Annotated in this window: 14 protein-coding genes; 1 reads left to right on the forward strand and 13 read right to left on the reverse strand. The window is 60.4% G+C overall.

Annotated features, from left to right (window positions below):
• Positions 1–104 precede the first annotated feature (104 nt).
• The 11 genes from HFK74_RS06585 to flhA all read right to left on the reverse strand — a co-directional run bounded on the left by HFK74_RS06585 (position 105) and on the right by flhA (position 12,579).
• Positions 105–893 carry a ParA family protein gene (locus HFK74_RS06585; protein ID WP_180202832.1) on the reverse strand — a complete coding sequence of 263 codons (789 nt, stop codon included), beginning with the start codon at positions 891–893 and terminating at the stop codon, positions 105–107.
• 38 nt (positions 894–931) lie between these two features.
• Entirely contained in the window at positions 932–1,822 is an 891-nt protein-coding gene (motD, locus tag HFK74_RS06590) for a flagellar motor protein MotD (protein ID WP_180202833.1), read from the reverse strand.
• Positions 1,823–1,837: 15 nt separating this feature from the next.
• Positions 1,838–2,578, reverse strand: a complete 741-nt coding sequence (locus tag HFK74_RS06595) for a flagellar motor protein (protein WP_180202834.1) — start codon at positions 2,576–2,578, stop codon at positions 1,838–1,840.
• The gene (locus tag HFK74_RS06600; protein WP_180202835.1) at positions 2,578–3,714 is read right to left on the reverse strand and encodes a chemotaxis response regulator protein-glutamate methylesterase; all 1,137 of its coding nucleotides are present in this window, start codon (positions 3,712–3,714) and stop codon (positions 2,578–2,580) included. The genes HFK74_RS06595 and HFK74_RS06600 overlap by 1 nt, the downstream gene beginning before the upstream one ends.
• Positions 3,715–3,765: 51 nt before the next feature.
• Positions 3,766–6,045, reverse strand: coding sequence for a chemotaxis protein CheA (locus tag HFK74_RS06605; RefSeq protein WP_180202836.1), 2,280 nt, complete (start codon positions 6,043–6,045; stop codon positions 3,766–3,768).
• Positions 6,046–6,082: 37 nt separating this feature from the next.
• Positions 6,083–6,871, reverse strand: coding sequence for a protein phosphatase CheZ (locus tag HFK74_RS06610; RefSeq protein ID WP_180202837.1), 789 nt, complete (start codon positions 6,869–6,871; stop codon positions 6,083–6,085).
• A gap of 19 nt (positions 6,872–6,890) precedes the next feature.
• A complete protein-coding gene (locus HFK74_RS06615) occupies positions 6,891–7,262 on the reverse strand; it encodes a chemotaxis response regulator CheY (protein ID WP_007975363.1) in 372 nt (123 codons plus the stop codon).
• Between the two features lie 166 nt (positions 7,263–7,428).
• Positions 7,429–8,169 (reverse strand): RNA polymerase sigma factor FliA, encoded by a 741-nt coding sequence (fliA, locus tag HFK74_RS06620; RefSeq protein ID WP_008055347.1) that lies wholly within the window; start codon positions 8,167–8,169, stop codon positions 7,429–7,431.
• Positions 8,166–8,996, reverse strand: coding sequence for a flagellar synthesis regulator FleN (gene fleN / locus HFK74_RS06625; protein WP_007975361.1), 831 nt, complete (start codon positions 8,994–8,996; stop codon positions 8,166–8,168). Before fleN ends, fliA begins: the two co-directional genes overlap by 4 nt.
• Positions 8,997–9,112: 116 nt before the next feature.
• Positions 9,113–10,438, reverse strand: coding sequence for a flagellar biosynthesis protein FlhF (gene flhF, locus HFK74_RS06630; RefSeq protein ID WP_180202838.1), 1,326 nt, complete (start codon positions 10,436–10,438; stop codon positions 9,113–9,115).
• Positions 10,439–10,449: 11 nt separating this feature from the next.
• Entirely contained in the window at positions 10,450–12,579 is a 2,130-nt protein-coding gene (gene flhA, locus HFK74_RS06635) for a flagellar biosynthesis protein FlhA (protein ID WP_180202839.1), read from the reverse strand.
• 389 nt (positions 12,580–12,968) lie between these two features.
• Here flhA and HFK74_RS33065 point away from each other — a divergent pair, with 389 nt between their 5' ends.
• Complete coding sequence (locus HFK74_RS33065; protein WP_257230265.1) at positions 12,969–14,030, forward strand: RHS repeat-associated core domain-containing protein; 1,062 nt, start codon at positions 12,969–12,971, stop codon at positions 14,028–14,030.
• 275 nt (positions 14,031–14,305) lie between these two features.
• Here the strand turns inward: HFK74_RS33065 and flhB are convergent, their stop codons facing one another.
• Together flhB and fliR are read right to left on the reverse strand one after the other, a co-directional pair.
• Positions 14,306–15,445, reverse strand: a complete 1,140-nt coding sequence (gene flhB, locus HFK74_RS06645; RefSeq protein ID WP_180202840.1) for a flagellar biosynthesis protein FlhB — start codon at positions 15,443–15,445, stop codon at positions 14,306–14,308.
• Positions 15,446–15,448: 3 nt separating this feature from the next.
• The gene (gene fliR, locus HFK74_RS06650; RefSeq protein WP_008058628.1) at positions 15,449–16,234 is read right to left on the reverse strand and encodes a flagellar biosynthetic protein FliR; all 786 of its coding nucleotides are present in this window, start codon (positions 16,232–16,234) and stop codon (positions 15,449–15,451) included.
• Between the last annotated feature and the right edge of the window lies 1 nt (position 16,235).

The following is a 16,235-nucleotide window of genomic DNA, read 5'->3' on the forward strand; positions in this document are numbered from 1 at the left end:
CGAGGCTTGCCCGCGAAGAACGATAACTCGGTACGCCTGCAGAAACTGCGGCGTCTGGTTCGCGGGCAAGCCTCGCTCCTACAACGGTCAGGATCGGTGTCATTTCATGCCACCTGCGCGACAAGTTGCGCCGCCAGCAGATGCTTGAGCAGCGCGCGGTAGGCGACGACGCCGCGGCTCTTGCCGTCGAATTGCGAAGGCGTCAGCCCCGCCCGGCTGGCATCGCGCAAGCGCGTGTCGACGGGGATATAACCCTGCCAGATTTCGTCTGGAAACTTGTCGCGCAACACCCGCAGCGTACCGAGGGACGCCTGCGTGCGGCGATCGAACAGGGTCGGCACGATGGTGAACGGCAAGGCCTGCTTGCGCGAACGATTGATCATCGCCAGGGTGTTGACCATGCGCTCCAGCCCTTTGACCGCCAGGTGTTCGGTCTGCACCGGGATCACCAATTGCTGGCTCGCCGCCAAGGCATTGACCATCAGCACCCCGAGCAACGGCGGGCTGTCGATCACTGCGTAATCGAAGTCCTGCCACAACTGCGCCAGGCTCTTGGCGATCACCAGGCCCAGGCCACTCTGGCCCGGCGACTGGCGTTCCAGGGTGGCCAGCGCGGTGCTCGATGGCAACAGCGAAATGGATTCGTGACTGGTGGGCAGCAACAGCTGGCCGGGCAGGCCTTGGGGCACGCTGCCTTTATGCAGGAACAGGTCGTAGCTGCTGTGTTCCAGGCTGTCGGGGTCGTAACCGAAATAGCTGGTCATGGAGCCGTGGGGGTCGAGATCGACCACGACCACGCGCTTGCCCGCCTCGGCCAGCAACCCGGCTAAAGCGATGGAAGAAGTGGTTTTACCGACACCACCCTTTTGATTGGCAACTGCCCAGACTCTCATTCGATTGTTCCTCCCGGCCGGGTCGACCGGGAATTAGCTCAACGTGTTAATGCGGGCGACGGAGAATTGACGGCGTTCTCCCGTACCGGCGACTTGACCTGGGTCGGTGCAGTTTGTGTGCCAGCACGCTTCAAGGCGGCATCCGGTTGTGCATTGGCCGCCCCCGTAGCGGTGAGACTGCGCCGCACGTCGAGGTTGCGCGACACCACCAGCACCACGCGACGGTTGCGTGCCCGGCCCTCGGCCGTGGCGTTATTGGCCACCGGCTGGAACTCGCCATAGCCCACCGACGCCAGGCGTCCGGGATTGACCCCCTGCATGGCCAGCATGCGCACGATGCTGGCCGAGCGGGCCGAGGACAGCTCCCAGTTGGTCGGATACTGCGCGGTGCGGATCGGTTGATCGTCGGTGAAGCCCTCGACATGGATCGGGTTGTCGAACGGCTTGAGGATCGCCGCGACCTTGTCGATGATGTTGAAGGCGATGTCGCTGGGCATGGCATCGCCGCTGCCGAACAACAGGCTGGAATTGAGTTCGATCTCGACCCACAGCTCGTTGCCGCGCACGGTCATCTGCTTGGAGCTGATCAGGTCGCCGAAGGCCGCACTGATGTCATCGGCAATGCTTTTGAGCGGATCGCTGGCACCCGAGACACCGGCATCGACCTGGTCACTGTCCTTGACCAACGGCTTGGCCGGGGTCACGGTCTTCGGCCGCTCGTCACCGATGGGGATCGGCTTGAGCGCGCGATCGCTATCGGTGAAGACGCCGATCAATGCCTCGGAGATGACTTTGTACTTGCCTTCGTTGATCGACGAAATCGAGTACATCACCACGAAAAACGCGAAGAGCAAGGTGATGAAGTCGGCGTAGGAAACCAGCCAACGCTCATGGTTTACATGTTCATCATGTTGACGACGACGAGCCATAGTCCATTACCCCCATCAATCCATGAAGCCCTGGAGCTTCAACTCGATAGAGCGCGGGTTTTCACCTTCGGCGATCGACAGGATTCCTTCCAGCAACATTTCGCGATAACGCGACTGGCGCAACGCGATGGACTTGAGCTTGGCGGCAATCGGCAGCAACACCAGGTTGGCACTGGCCACGCCATAGATGGTGGCGACGAAGGCCACGGCGATGCCATTGCCCAACTGCGACGGATCGCCCAGGTTGCCCATGACATGAATCAGGCCCATCACCGCACCGATGATGCCGATGGTCGGCGCATAACCGCCCATGCTTTCGAACACCTTGGCGGCTTCGATGTCGCGGCTTTCCTGGGTGTAGAAATCCACCTCGAGGATGCTGCGGATCGCTTCCGGCTCAACGCCATCAACCAGCAATTGCAGGCCTTTGCGCGAGTAGCTGTCGGGTTCGGCATCGGCCACCCCTTCCAGCCCGAGCAGGCCTTCCTTGCGAGCGGTCAGGCTCCAGTTGACAACGCGATCGATGCCACCGGCCAGGTCGACCCGCGGAGGAAACAGGATCCACGCCAGGATCTGCATGGCCCGCTTGAAAGCGCTGATGGGCGATTGCAGCAACGCCGCGCCAATGGTCCCGCCCAGCACGATCAACGCGGCCGGACCGTTGGCCAGCGCCCCGATATGTCCGCCTTCGAGGTAGTTGCCGCCAATGATGGCGACGAACGCCATGATGATGCCGATGAGACTTAAAACGTCCATCAGACACACGCCTCGACGATGTGCCGGCCGATGTCGTCCAGTGCATACACCGCGTCGGCCAGTTCGGCCTTGACGATGGCCATGGGCATGCCATAGATCACGCAGCTGGCTTCATCCTGGGCCCAGATCGAACTGCCACTCTGCTTGAGCAGGCGCGCGCCTTCGCGACCGTCGGCGCCCATGCCGGTCAGTACCACCGCCAGAACTTTGTCGCCATAGGACTTGGCCGCCGAACCGAAGGTGATGTCCACGCACGGCTTGTAGTTCAGGCGCTCGTCGCCCGGCAGGATTTTCACCGCACCCCGGCCGTCGATCATCATCTGTTTGCCACCCGGCGCCAACAACGCCAGGCCCGGGCGCAGGATATCGCCGTCCTCGGCTTCCTTGACGCTGATCCGGCAGAGCTTGTCCAGGCGCTCCGCGAACGCCTTGGTGAAGGCTGCCGGCATGTGCTGGACCAGCACGATCGGGGCCGGGAAGTTGGCTGGCAACTGGGTCAAAACCCGCTGCAACGCCACCGGGCCGCCGGTGGACGTACCGATGGCCAGCAGTTTGTAGGCTTTGCGTTTCGGCGCAGGCGATGACGGTGCGTGCGCAGGTGCACGGCTAGGGATCGGTGCTGGAGCCGGGCGCACCGGCGCGCTGCTGCCATAACCGAGGGTGCTCGAAGGCGTTGGCGTTGGCATCGGAGCCGGCGCGGCCACCGGCGCCGGCGCGCTGTAGCTGCTGACGCGACGATTGCTGCGCGAGATGCTGAGGATCTTCTCGCACAGCAGTTGCTTGACCTTCTCGGGGTTGCGCGAGATGTCTTCGAAGTTCTTCGGCAGGAAGTCCACCGCGCCGGCGTCCAGCGCGTCCAGGGTGACCCGGGCGCCTTCATGGGTCAGCGAGGAAAACATCAGGACCGGGGTCGGGCAGCGTTGCATGATGTGCCGTACCGCGGTGATGCCGTCCATCATCGGCATCTCGTAGTCCATGGTGATCACGTCCGGCATGAGGGCCAACGCCTGATCGATCGCCTCTTTGCCATTGGTCGCCGTGCCGACGACCTGGATATTGGAATCCGCTGAAAGAATTTCCGAGACGCGGCGACGGAAAAACCCCGAATCGTCCACCACCAGGACCTTGACTGCCATAAACACTCCATTAGACGCAGCGAGGCGTCAGTCGCCACCGCTGCGCCAGAATCAAATACGCCGTGTGGCGTAACGCTTGAGCATGCTCGGAACATCGAGAATCAGCGCGATGCGACCGTCACCAGTGATGGTGGCGCCCGACATGCCGGGGGTTCCCTGGAGCATTTTGCCCAATGGCTTGATGACCACTTCTTCCTGGCCCACCAGCTGGTCGACGACAAAGCCGATCCGCTGGGTGCCCACCGAAAGGATCACCACGTGGCCTTCGCGCTGCTCTTCGTGAGCGGCGGAGCTGACCAGCCAGCGCTTGAGGTAGAACAACGGCAGTGCCTTGTCCCGAACGATCACCACTTCCTGGCCGTCCACCACGTTGGTGCGCGACAGGTCGAGGTGGAAGATCTCGTTGACGTTCACCAGCGGGAAGGCGAACGCCTGGTTGCCGAGCATGACCATCAGGGTCGGCATGATCGCCAGGGTCAGCGGCACCTTGATGACGATCTTCGATCCCTGGCCCTTGGCCGAGTAGATGTTGATAGAGCCGTTGAGCTGGGAGATCTTGGTTTTCACCACGTCCATGCCCACGCCACGACCCGACACGTCGGAGATCTCGGTCTTGGTCGAGAAGCCCGGGGCGAAGATCAGGTTGTAGCACTCGGTATCGCTCAGGCGATCGGCCGCGTCCTTGTCCATCACACCGCGTTTTACCGCGATGGCACGCAGGACATTCGGGTCCATGCCCTTGCCGTCGTCTGAGATCGACAACAGGATGTGATCGCCTTCCTGCTCGGCCGCCAGGATCACCTTGCCGCCACGGGCCTTACCCGACGCTTCGCGTTCTTCCGGCGATTCGATGCCGTGGTCGACCGCGTTGCGCACCAGGTGGACCAGCGGGTCGGCCAGGGCCTCGACCAGGTTCTTGTCGAGGTCGGTGTCTTCGCCGACCAGCTCCAGATTGATCTCTTTCTTGAGCTGGCGTGCCAGGTCGCGAACCAGGCGCGGGAAGCGCCCGAAGACTTTCTTGATCGGCTGCATCCGGGTCTTCATGACCGCGGTCTGCAGGTCGGCCGTGACCACGTCGAGGTTCGACACGGCCTTGGACATGGCTTCGTCGGCGCTGTTGGCACCCAGGCGCACCAGGCGGTTACGCACCAGCACCAGTTCACCGACCATGTTCATGATTTCGTCGAGCCGCGCGGTATCGACCCGCACGGTGGTCTCGGCTTCGCTGGCCGGCTTTTCCGCGGGCGGCGCGGCCGGGGCACGGGCCGCAGCCGGTACCGCGGCGGCAACCGGCGCGGGTGCTTTGGCTTGCGGTTCTGGCGCCTTGGCCACGGGCTTGGGTGCAACAATCTTGGCAGTCGATGCCGCCACTGAGGCGTTCGGGCCGCTCGCCGCTGTCGCGGTGCCGACTTCGCTGAACTTGCCTTTGCCATGCAACTCGTCGAGCAGAGCCTCGAATTCATGGTCGGTGATCAGGTCACTGCCGGCCGCTGCTGCGGTGGGCGCTGCCGGAGCAGGCACCGATGCAATGGCCGATTCCAGCGCCTCGACGGCAAAGTTGCCCTTGCCGTGCAGTTGGTCGAGCAAGGCTTCGAATTCTTCGTCGGTGATGTCGGAGCTATCACCCGCGGTTTTCTGTTCTGGCGGCGCGGCGGGCGCCGGGGCCACTGCATCGACGGCGAACTTGCCTTTGCCGTGCAGTTGATCGAGCAACGACTCGAACTCGGCATCGGTGATTTCGTCGCTGCCAGCCGTATCGCTTGCAGCCACTTCGCTGGCAGGTGCAGGAACAACTGCCGGCGCCTCTGCCTGGGCCTTGACGGCGTTCAGCGAGTCCAGCAACTGTTCGAATTCGTTATCGGTAATATCGCCTGAATCAGCTTCAACCACAGCCGCTTCGACCACTGCGGCAACAGGCGCAGCAGCCACCTCGTCAGCCGCTTGCGGCTCGGCCAGACGCGCCAGCGCCGCCAGCAGCTCAGGTGTTGCAGCCGTGATCGGGCAACGTTCGCGCACTTCGCTGAACATGCCGTTCACCGCATCCAGCGCTTCGAGGACCACATCCATCAATTCCGAGTCGACGCGACGTTCGCCCTTGCGCAGGATGTCGAACACGTTCTCGGCGATGTGGCAGCACTCCACCAGCTCGTTGAGCTGGAGGAAGCCGGCGCCCCCTTTTACAGTGTGAAAACCGCGAAAAATTGCATTGAGCAGGTCCGCATCATCCGGACGGCTTTCCAGCTCGACCAGTTGCTCGGACAGTTGCTCTAGAATCTCGCCGGCCTCAACCAGGAAATCCTGAAGGATCTCTTCATCGGCGCCGAAGCTCATTAAGGGGGTGCTCCTAAAGGTCTAAAAACCCGAAAACCTAAAATCCAAGACTGGATAACAAATCGTCCACATCGTCCTGACCGGACATAACGTCTTCTCTTTTATCGGCATGAATCTGCGGACCTTCACCCTTCGAGAGATGTTTTTGTGGATCTTTTTCTGCAAGCATCGCCGCACGGTCATGTTCGATGCCCGCAAAGCGGTCCACCTGGCTGGCCATCAGCACGAGCTTGAGCAGGTTGCTTTCTACTTCGGTGACCAGTTGGGTCACGCGCTTGATCACCTGGCCGGTGAGGTCCTGGTAATCCTGGGCGAGCAGAATGTCATTGAGGTTGCTCGACACCGCGCGGTTGTCGGCGCTGCTGCGCGCCAGGAAGCCGTCGACGCGCCGGGCCAGCTCACGAAACTCTTCAGCCCCGACTTCGCGACGCATGAAGCGCCCCCAGTCGGTGCTCAAACCCTGGGCTTCGTCAGCCAGGCTGTTGACCAGCGGCGTGGCGTTTTCCACCAGGTCCATGGTGCGGTTGGCGGCGGCTTCGGTCAGCTTGACCACATACCCCAGGCGCTCGGTGGCGTCGGTGATCTGTGACACTTCCTCGGCCTGCGGCATGTGCGGGTCAATCTGGAAATTGACGATCGCGCTATGCAGCTCGCGGGTGAGCTTGCCCACTTCCTGATACAGGCCTCGGTCACGGGTCTGGTTGAGCTCATGGATCAATTGCACAGCATCGCCGAACCTGCCCTTTTCAAGGCTCGCGACCAATTCGACGGCGTGTTTTTTCAGGGTCGATTCAAAATCGCCCTGGGATGATTCGTTATGCCCCATAGCTCCCCCGTGGCGCAGTTCAACCGATGCGTTCGAAAATCTTCTCGATTTTTTCTTTCAACGCCTGGGCCGTGAAGGGTTTGACGACATAGCCGTTTACGCCGGCCTGGGCCGCTTCGATGATCTGCTCGCGCTTGGCTTCGGCAGTCACCATCAGCACGGGCAGGTGCTTGAGCCTTTCATCGGCGCGCACGTGGCGCAGCAGATCGATACCGGTCATGCCAGGCATGTTCCAGTCCGTCACCAGAAAGTCGATGCTCCCGCTGTTGAGTACCGGAATGGCGGTAGTGCCATCGTCGGCCTCGACCGTGTTGGTGAACCCAAGGTCACGCAACAGGTTCTTGATGATCCGCCGCATCGTTGAGAAGTCATCAACGATGAGGATTTTCATGTTCTTGTCCAATTCGACCTCCAAGCAGACTAAAACGCGCCCAGCACCTGGACGCGCCATTTCAATCAATCTGGCGAAACACTTGATGAGTGTTTGGGTTACAACGGATCGAGGCCGGCACGGTTCATCACCCCACCAACCGCGTCGCAGTGCCCCCACACTGCCTTCAGCGCGCTCGCCACTCTCCCAGACGCCCCCGCAAACGGGCCGCGCACTGGCTGTGTAACTGGCTGACCCGGGATTCGCTGACCCCCAGGACCTCACCGATTTCCTTGAGATTCAGTTCTTCGTCGTAGTACAGCGCCAACACCAATCGCTCACGCTCCGGCAAGTTGGCGATCGCGTCCGCCAGCGCGGCCTGGAAGCGTTCATCTTCCAGATCGCGTGACGGTTCCAGATGAGCACTGGCGCCGTCCTCGTGCAGCCCTTCGTGTTCGCCGTCCTGCAACAGGTCGTCGAAACTGAACAGGCGGCTGCCCAGGGTGTCGTTCAAAATCCCGTAGTAATCGTCAAGACTCAATTGGAGTTCGGCCGCAACTTCGTGATCTTTAGCGTCACGGCCGGTTTTCGCTTCAATCGTGCGAATGGCGTCGCTGACCATCCGCGTATTGCGGTGGACCGAACGTGGTGCCCAATCGCCCTTGCGCACTTCATCGAGCATGGCGCCGCGGATGCGGATGCCTGCGTAGGTTTCGAAACTGGCGCCTTTGCTGGCGTCGTATTTGGTCGAGACTTCCAGCAGGCCGATCATCCCGGCCTGGATCAGGTCTTCGACCTGGACACTGGCCGGCAGACGCGCCAGCAAGTGATAGGCAATGCGTTTAACCAGCGGCGCGTAACGCTCGATCAGCTCGTACTGCGCGTTACGCGCCGATGCCTTGTAGAGGTTGTAACCGCTTGCGGTCATAGCACCGGTCCTGCCGTTTGTTGCACGAGGCGCTCGACGAAAAACTCCAGGTGCCCGCGCGGGTTGGCGGGCAGCGGCCAGGTATCGACCTTCTGCGCGATCGCCTTGAATGCCAGCGAGCACTTGGAGCGCGGGAAGGCCTCGTAGACGGCGCGCTGCTTCTGCACGGCCTTGCGCACGCTTTCGTCGTAAGGCACCGCGCCGACGTATTGCAGGGCGACGTCGAGGAAGCGGTCGGTGACCTTGGTCAACTTGGCGAACAGGTTGCGCCCTTCCTGGGGGCTCTGCGCCATGTTGGCCAGCACGCGGAAACGATTCATGCCGTAATCGCGGTTGAGCAATTTAATCAAGGCGTAGGCATCAGTGATCGAGGTCGGCTCGTCGCAGACCACCAGCAACACTTCCTGGGCCGCGCGCACGAAACTGACCACCGATTCACCAATGCCCGCCGCCGTGTCGATCACCAGCACGTCGAGATTGTCGCCGATGTCGCTGAAGGCCTGGATCAGGCCGGCATGTTGGGCCGGGCTCAAGTGGACCATGCTCTGGGTACCGGACGCCGCCGGCACGATGCGGATGCCGCCAGGGCCCTGCAACAGCACGTCGCGCAATTCACAACGGCCTTCGATCACGTCGGCCAGGGTACGTTTGGGTGTCAGCCCCAACAGAACGTCGACGTTCGCCAGGCCCAGGTCGGCGTCAAGCAGCATGACGCGCCGGCCAAGCTCAGCCAAAGCCAGGGACAAGTTCACTGACACGTTAGTTTTGCCGACGCCACCTTTGCCGCCGGTCACCGCGATCACCTGTACAGGATGCATGCTGCCCATGTTATTTCTTTACCTTGTTCTGCATAGACGGGGCCACATAACTGGCTGCGCGTTCACAACCGGAACAATGCATGGCAGGCCATCGATGTAGGGTACAAAAACTATTCATTGTTACCTCAGCCAACCTGCTTGGTCGGACTGTGGTAGATATCAGCGAACATGTCAGCCATGGCTTCTTCGCTGGGTTCTTCCTGCATTTGCACGCTGACGGCCCGACTGACCAGTTGATGACGACGCGGCAGATGCAGATCATCTGGAATCCGCGGGCCATCGGTCAGGTAGGCCACCGGCAACTCATGGCTGATGGCCAGGCTCAACACCTCGCCCAGACTTGCCGTTTCATCCAGTTTAGTCAGGATGCAGCCAGCGAGCCCGCAACGCTTGTAACTGTGATAAGCGGCGGTTAGAACCTGTTTCTGGCTGGTGGTTGCCAGGACCAGATAATTTTTTGACCGAATGCCTCGAGCGGCCAGGCTTTCGAGCTGCATGCGCAGGGCCGGGTCGCTGGCTTGCAGGCCGGCGGTATCGATCAGCACCACACGCTTGCGCAACAAGGGATCCAGCGCCTGGACCAGCGACTGGTTCGGATCGACGTGGGTCACCGGCACATTGAGGATCCGCCCGAGGGTCTTGAGTTGTTCCTGGGCACCGATGCGGAAGCTGTCCATGCTCACCAGGGCAATGTTCTGCGCGCCGTACTTGAGCACGTAACGGGCCGCCAGCTTGGCCAGGGTGGTGGTCTTGCCCATGCCGGCCGGGCCGACCATGGCGATCACACCGCCCTCTTCCAGCGGTTCCATTTCCGGCGTAACGATCATCCGCGCCAGGTGCGCCAGCAACATGCGCCATGCCTGACGGGGTTCTTCAACTTCGCTGACCAGCGCCAGCAAGTCCCGCGACAACGGGCCGGACACGCCAATGCGTTGCAGGCGACGCCACAGGGTCGCCTGGTCCGGGCGGCTGCCCTGCAGCTGGTTCCAGGCGAGGGAACCGAGTTGCACTTCCATCAGTTCACGCAGGCTGTTGAGCTCCGAACGCATCGAGTCGAAGATCCGCGTATCGATCGCGGCCGCCGGGGCAGGTGCTGGCGCGGGACGGTGCGCTTCGGCCATGGTCGGTTCGATCAACGGTTCGGCAGCGGTCAGCGGCAGGCCGGCAAACAACTGTTGATTGGTGCCCTTGTCGCTATCGCCCTCGCCGCGCAGGCTCAATTCGGCCTGGGCTGTGACGATCCGCGACTGAGTCTTGCGCAGCTCGTCCTCGAGCTCCATGTTCGGGACGCGCGGGGCCAGCGCCGACAGTTGGTAATCCAGGGCAGCCGTAATCTCGACACCACCGGCGATGCGGCGGTTGCCAATGATGGCAGCATCGGCGCCCAGTTCTTCACGAACCAGCTTCATGGCCTGACGCATATCGGCGGCGAAAAAACGCTTAACTTGCATGAATCACTACCTCAGCCGTTGGGCCCTACTGTCGCAACGATGGTCACTTGCTTGTTGTCAGGAATTTCCTGATAAGCCAACACATGCAGACCCGGGACCGCGAGCCGGCCAAATCGCGAGAGCATCGCGCGAATCGGACCGGCTACCAGCAGAATCACCGGTTGACCTTGCATCTCTTGCCGCTGCGCCGCATCGATCAATGAGCGCTGCAGCTTCTCAGCCATGCTTGGCTCCAGCAGAACGCCCTCTTCAGAGCCTTGTCCTGCCTTCTGCAGACTATTGAGCAATATTTGTTCCAACCTGGGTTCCAGCGTGATCACTGGCAGCTCGGAGTCAGTGCCTACAATGCTTTGCACGATTGCGCGGGATACGCCAACGCGCACCGCGGCGACCAGTGCGGCGGTATCTTGACTCTTGTTGGCATTGTTCGCGATGGCTTCGGCAATGCTGCGAATGTCGCGTACCGGCACCTGTTCGGCCAACAGCGCCTGCAGGACCTTGAGCAATTGCGACAGCGACAGCACACCCGGCACCAGCTCTTCGGCCAGCTTTGGCGAGTTTTTCGCCAGCAATTGCATGAGTTGCTGGACTTCTTCGTGGCCGATCAGCTCGCTGGAGTGCTTGTACAGGATCTGGTTCAGGTGGGTGGCCACCACGGTACTGGCATCCACCACGGTATAGCCCAACGATTGCGCCTGGGCGCGCTGGCTGATTTCGATCCACACCGCCTCCAGGCCAAAAGCCGGATCTTTGGCGGTTATGCCGTTGAGCGTGCCATAGACCTGCCCCGGGTTGATCGCCAGTTCGCGATCCGGGTAAATCTCCGCCTCGGCCAGGATCACCCCCATCAGCGTCAGGCGATAGGCACTCGGGGCCAGGTCGAGGTTGTCGCGGATGTGCACCGTGGGCATGAGAAAGCCCAGGTCCTGGGACAGCTTCTTGCGCACGCCCTTGATCCGCGCCAGCAATTGACCACCCTGGTTGCGGTCCACCAGCGGTATCAGCCGGTAGCCCACTTCCAGGCCAATCATGTCGATCGGCGTCACATCATCCCAGCCCAGCTCCTTGGTTTCCTGGGCGCGGGCCGGCGATGGCAACAGCTCCTGCTGACGCTTGACCTCTTGCAGGGCCTGCACCTTGGCCGTGTTCTGTTTTTTCCAGAACAGGTACGCACCACCCGCGGCCAGGGCCGCCATGGACAGGAAGGAAAAGTGCGGCATGCCAGGCACCAGCCCCATCACCGCCATCAAGCCCGCCGACACCGCCAACGCCTTGGGCGAGGCGAACATCTGCCGATTGATCTGCTTGCCCATGTCTTCGGAGCCCGAAGCACGGGTCACCATGATCGCCGCCGCTGTGGATAACAACAGTGATGGCAATTGCGCCACCAAACCGTCACCGATGGTCAGCAGGGCGTACACCTTGCCGGCATCGGCGAAGGTCATGTTGTGCTGGAAGATACCGACCGCCATGCCGCCGATCAGGTTGATGAACAGAATCAGCAGGCCGGCGATGGCGTCACCGCGCACGAACTTGCTGGCACCGTCCATGGAGCCATAGAACTCGGCCTCCTGCGCCACTTCCGAACGCCGGGCCTTGGCCTGGGCCTGGTCGATCAGGCCGGCGTTGAGGTCAGCGTCGATGGCCATTTGCTTGCCGGGCATCGCATCGAGGGTGAAACGCGCGCTCACCTCGGAAATACGCCCGGCCCCCTTGGTCACCACGACGAAGTTGATGATCATCAGGATCGCGAAGACCACGATACCAACCACGTAGTTACCGCCGATCACCACCTCGCCGAAGGCCTGGATCACCTTGCCCGCGGCGGCATGACCATCCTGGCCGTGAAGCATCACCACCCGGGTGGACGCCACGTTGAGCGCCAACCGCAAGAGCGTCGCCACCAGCAGAATGGTCGGGAACACCGCAAAATCCAGCGGCCGCAAGGCGTAGACGCACACCAGCAGGACGACGATCGACAGGGCAATGTTGAAGGTGAAGAACACGTCAAGCAGGAACGGCGGCATCGGCAACATCATCATCGCCAACATCACCAGCAACAACAGCGGCACGCCCAGATTGCCTCGGCTGAGGTCTGCCATGTTCGTGCGGGCACTGTTGATTAACTGAGAGCGATCCACCGGTATTCCCCGTTCCTTTGAAGCAAAACTTTTGACGCCAGAAGCTGGCGCAAAGCGGCTACTGCAAGAAGCCTTCCAACTTTTGTGGGGGGGTGAAATAGAGGGGTAGGTCAGAAATTTGCATCGCCAATACCGACGCCTTCGCGGGCAAGCCTCGCTCCTACAGGGGATCGGCTCTGGCCACATGCCTTGTGTACAACACTGATCAAATGTGGGAGCGAGCCTGCTCGCGAAGGCGTCGGCACTGCCAACGATTTTCTTGGAAAACACGATGCCGACCCGCAAATCCAACGCGAAAGCCCAGCACACCTATCAGTTCTGCTAGTTCCCAACTTTTGTGATGAGACCAATACTGACCTCCCGCACTTCGGACCTTGGGGTAACTACCCATGACATCATCACCAAGCGAAACCGTGCTCTGCCATTACCACTACGACCCCCTCGATCGCCTGATCAGTCATGCATTGGCAGACACCCCCGGGCGCCAGCGCTTCTACTGTAAAAGCAGGCTGACCACCGAGATACAGGGTGCGATGTGCTACTCGATCGTCCAGCAAGATGACCAGTTGTTGGCGCAACAACGAAGTGGGGGTGATGTGCCTGACACCACGCTACTGGCCACCGATCAGCAGCGTTCGGTTCTGCAGACGGTCAAGGCCAATCATCCAACGCAGCCCATCGCTTATTCGCCCTATGGCCACCGCTCTGTTGAAAGCGGATTACTCAGCCTGCTCGGTTTTAACGGCGAACGGCCGGATCCGGTGACGGGGTGTTATTTGCTGGGGAATGGGTATCGGGCGTTTAATCCTGTTCTGATGCGTTTCAACAGCCCGGACAATTTTAGTCCATTTCAGGAGGGCGGCCTGAATTCATATGCATATTGCAAAGGCGAGCCAGTAAACAACTCGGATAGCTCCGGACACCTGACAGATAAAATAATGCTGCGCATGCTTAACACATGGCGCAACAATACAAAAATTTTAAAACAACGATCAATAACCCCAAAACTATTCATCACCAATGAGAAAACCACATTCGAACACCGGATGATAGAGTTCCCTTATTACCCACTGGATCACACAAAAACTTTCCCGATCACAAAAATATCCTCCGCACAAGACATCGCTACCATGCCATCCCCGGCCAAGCTAGCGAGGTTAAATACTTCCAGAAACCACATAATGCACCCACTCAGAAACAAACTTGACTTCATTTACACATCAAAAAAGGAACTTTATATCTCAACCACCGGACATCAATATTTAAGTGACATGACTGGCAACCCTGAACTAATCAGCGCAGGCTCATTATTTAAAGAGAGCAACTCAAGAATAACAATTGATAACTTTTCAGGACATTTCATACCCGACTTTACGTCTCTAAAACCCGTCAGAGAATATTTAGAAAAGCTTGGCGTAAAGAAGATAACGACCATACGCAAATGGAAGTAAAAACAAACAAAAAACAAAAAACAAACGAAGGGGACAGATTTATTTAAGCACCACGTACAACAAAGAAACGAGACATCGCAAACAAATACCTTGAAGAAAATGACATCTTTTAGCGCCAACTTGGCAATAGGGGTTCCCAATTCACTGATTTACCGGCCTCCCCCAATCACTGTAGGAGCTGGGCTTGCGCGCGGTGAGGACTGTCAGCCAACTTCAATGTTGGATGTCCCGGCCTCTTCGCGAGCAAGCTCGCTCCTACAGGGTTTGTTGCTGGATCAGGAATCCCGGCGCAGGTCCGGCGGGATAGGTAGATCATCCTTAAGCGGATCCGGGCGTTTTCCCTTGCCTGCGCGGTACTGGCGAATCTGATAGACGTAGGCCAATACCTGGGCGACGGCGAGGTACAGGCCGCCTGGAATCTCCTGCTCCAATTCCGTGGAGTAGTAAATCGACCGCGCCAGCGCCGGTGACTCCAACAGCAGAATTTCATTGGCCGTCGCAATCTCGCGAATCTTCAACGCCAGGAAATCGCTGCCCTTGGCGATCAGCATCGGCGCCCCGCCCTTGTCCGGGTCGTACTTGAGCGCCACGGCATAGTGGGTCGGGTTGGTGATGACCACGTCGGCATCAGGCACCGCTGCCATCATCCGGCGCTGGGACATCTCGCGCTGCAGCTGGCGAATCCGCTGTTTGACCTCCGGCCGCCCTTCCTGGTCCTTGTGCTCGTCGCGGATTTCCTGCTTGGTCATCTTGAGCTTCTTGATGCTTTCCCAGATCTGGATCGGAACGTCGACGGCGGCGATGATGATCAGCCCGCAGGCCATCCACAGGGTGCTCCAGCCGACCACTTGCAGGCTGTGAGTGATGGCGCGGTCCAGCGGTTCGTGGGCGATGCGCAGCAGGTCGTCGATGTCCGCCGACAACACCGCCAGGGCCACGAACAGGACGATGAAGAACTTGGCAAGGGCCTTGAGCAGTTCGGTCAGGGCCTTGGCCGAGAACATGCGCTTGAGACCCGCGCCAGGGTTCATGCGGCTGAACTTGGGCGCCATGGTGCCGGCGGAGAACAGCCAGCCGCCGAGGGAGATCGGGCCGATCAGCGCGGCCAGCAGCAAGGTGATCATCACCGGCTGAATTGCCAGCAAGGCGATCTGCCCCGAGTGCAGCAGGTAGGTGCCCATTGAGCGCTGGTCCAGCACCACGTCCCGCGATAGGGAAAAATTCAGGCGCATCAGGTCCATCAGGTCCTGGGCCAGGGCGCCACCGAACACCAGCAGCGCACCGGCGCCGGCGAGCATGATCGCCAAGGTATTGAGCTCTTTGGAACGGGCAATCTCACCCTTCTCACGGGCGTCCTTTTTCTTTTTCTCCGTGGGGTCTTCTGTCTTGTCCTGACCGCTTTCGCTCTCAGCCATGCCTCAGCGCGCCTGTGCCAGTTCGCGTAAAAACTGCAGGGCCTCGGAGGCCAGCGGTTGATACTGGTTGAGAATGTCCGCCAGTCCGACCCAGAGGATAAACATCCCCAGCACCAGGGTCAGCGGGAAGCCGATGGAGAAGATGTTCAGTTGCGGTGCCGCCCGGGTCATCACGCCAAACGCGATGTTGACCACCAGCAACGCGGTGATCGCCGGCAGCACCAGCAGCAGCGCCGCGCCGAGCACCCAACCGAGCTTGCCGGCCAGCTCCCAGTAATGGTTGACCATCAGGCCGCTGCCGACCGGCAGCGTGGTGAAGCTCTCGGTCAGGACCTCGAACACCACCAGATGACCGTTCATGGAGAGGAACATCAGCGTCACCAGCATGGTGAAGAACTGCCCGATCACCGCCACCGAGACGCCGTTGGTGGGGTCGACCATCGAGGCGAAGCCCATGCCCATCTGGATCGCGACAATCTGCCCCGCCACCACGAAGGCCTGGAAGAACAGTTGCAGGGAAAACCCCAGGATCGCACCGACGAGGATCTGCTCGGCAATCAGCAGCAGCCCGCTCAGGTCCAGCGCGTTCACCGGTGGCATCGGCGGCAGGCCCGGGGCGATGACCACGGTGATGGCCAGGGCGAAGTACAGGCGGATGCGCTTGGGCACCAGGGCGGTGCCGAACACCGGCATGACCATCAGCAAGGCGCCGACGCGAAACAGCGGCAACATGAACGTCGCCACCCAGGTGCTGATCTGGGTATCGGTCAGTTGCAGCAGCGACGACATG

It is taken from the genome of Pseudomonas sp. SbOxS1 (assembly GCF_013416725.1).
Classification (GTDB): domain Bacteria; phylum Pseudomonadota; class Gammaproteobacteria; order Pseudomonadales; family Pseudomonadaceae; genus Aquipseudomonas.

What these genes read in the sequence shown, in the direction of transcription:
- HFK74_RS06595 (WP_180202834.1), bottom strand. Translation starts at nt 2,578, where the DNA reads ATGGACGTTTTAAGTCTCATCGGCATCATCATGGCGTTCGTCGCCATC.
- HFK74_RS06605 (WP_180202836.1), bottom strand. Translation starts at nt 6,045, where the DNA reads ATGAGCTTCGGCGCCGATGAAGAGATCCTTCAGGATTTCCTGGTTGAG.
- HFK74_RS06615 (WP_007975363.1), bottom strand. Translation starts at nt 7,262, where the DNA reads ATGAAAATCCTCATCGTTGATGACTTCTCAACGATGCGGCGGATCATC.
- flhF (WP_180202838.1), bottom strand. Translation starts at nt 10,438, where the DNA reads ATGCAAGTTAAGCGTTTTTTCGCCGCCGATATGCGTCAGGCCATGAAG.
- flhB (WP_180202840.1), bottom strand. Translation starts at nt 15,445, where the DNA reads ATGGCTGAGAGCGAAAGCGGTCAGGACAAGACAGAAGACCCCACGGAG.
- HFK74_RS06585 (WP_180202832.1), bottom strand. Translation starts at nt 893, where the DNA reads ATGAGAGTCTGGGCAGTTGCCAATCAAAAGGGTGGTGTCGGTAAAACC.
- HFK74_RS06600 (WP_180202835.1), bottom strand. Translation starts at nt 3,714, where the DNA reads ATGGCAGTCAAGGTCCTGGTGGTGGACGATTCGGGGTTTTTCCGTCGC.
- HFK74_RS33065 (WP_257230265.1), top strand. Translation starts at nt 12,969, where the DNA reads ATGACATCATCACCAAGCGAAACCGTGCTCTGCCATTACCACTACGAC.
- HFK74_RS06610 (WP_180202837.1), bottom strand. Translation starts at nt 6,871, where the DNA reads ATGGGGCATAACGAATCATCCCAGGGCGATTTTGAATCGACCCTGAAA.
- fliA (WP_008055347.1), bottom strand. Translation starts at nt 8,169, where the DNA reads ATGACCGCAAGCGGTTACAACCTCTACAAGGCATCGGCGCGTAACGCG.
- fleN (WP_007975361.1), bottom strand. Translation starts at nt 8,996, where the DNA reads ATGGGCAGCATGCATCCTGTACAGGTGATCGCGGTGACCGGCGGCAAA.
- motD (WP_180202833.1), bottom strand. Translation starts at nt 1,822, where the DNA reads ATGGCTCGTCGTCGTCAACATGATGAACATGTAAACCATGAGCGTTGG.
- fliR (WP_008058628.1), bottom strand. Translation starts at nt 16,234, where the DNA reads ATGTCGTCGCTGCTGCAACTGACCGATACCCAGATCAGCACCTGGGTG.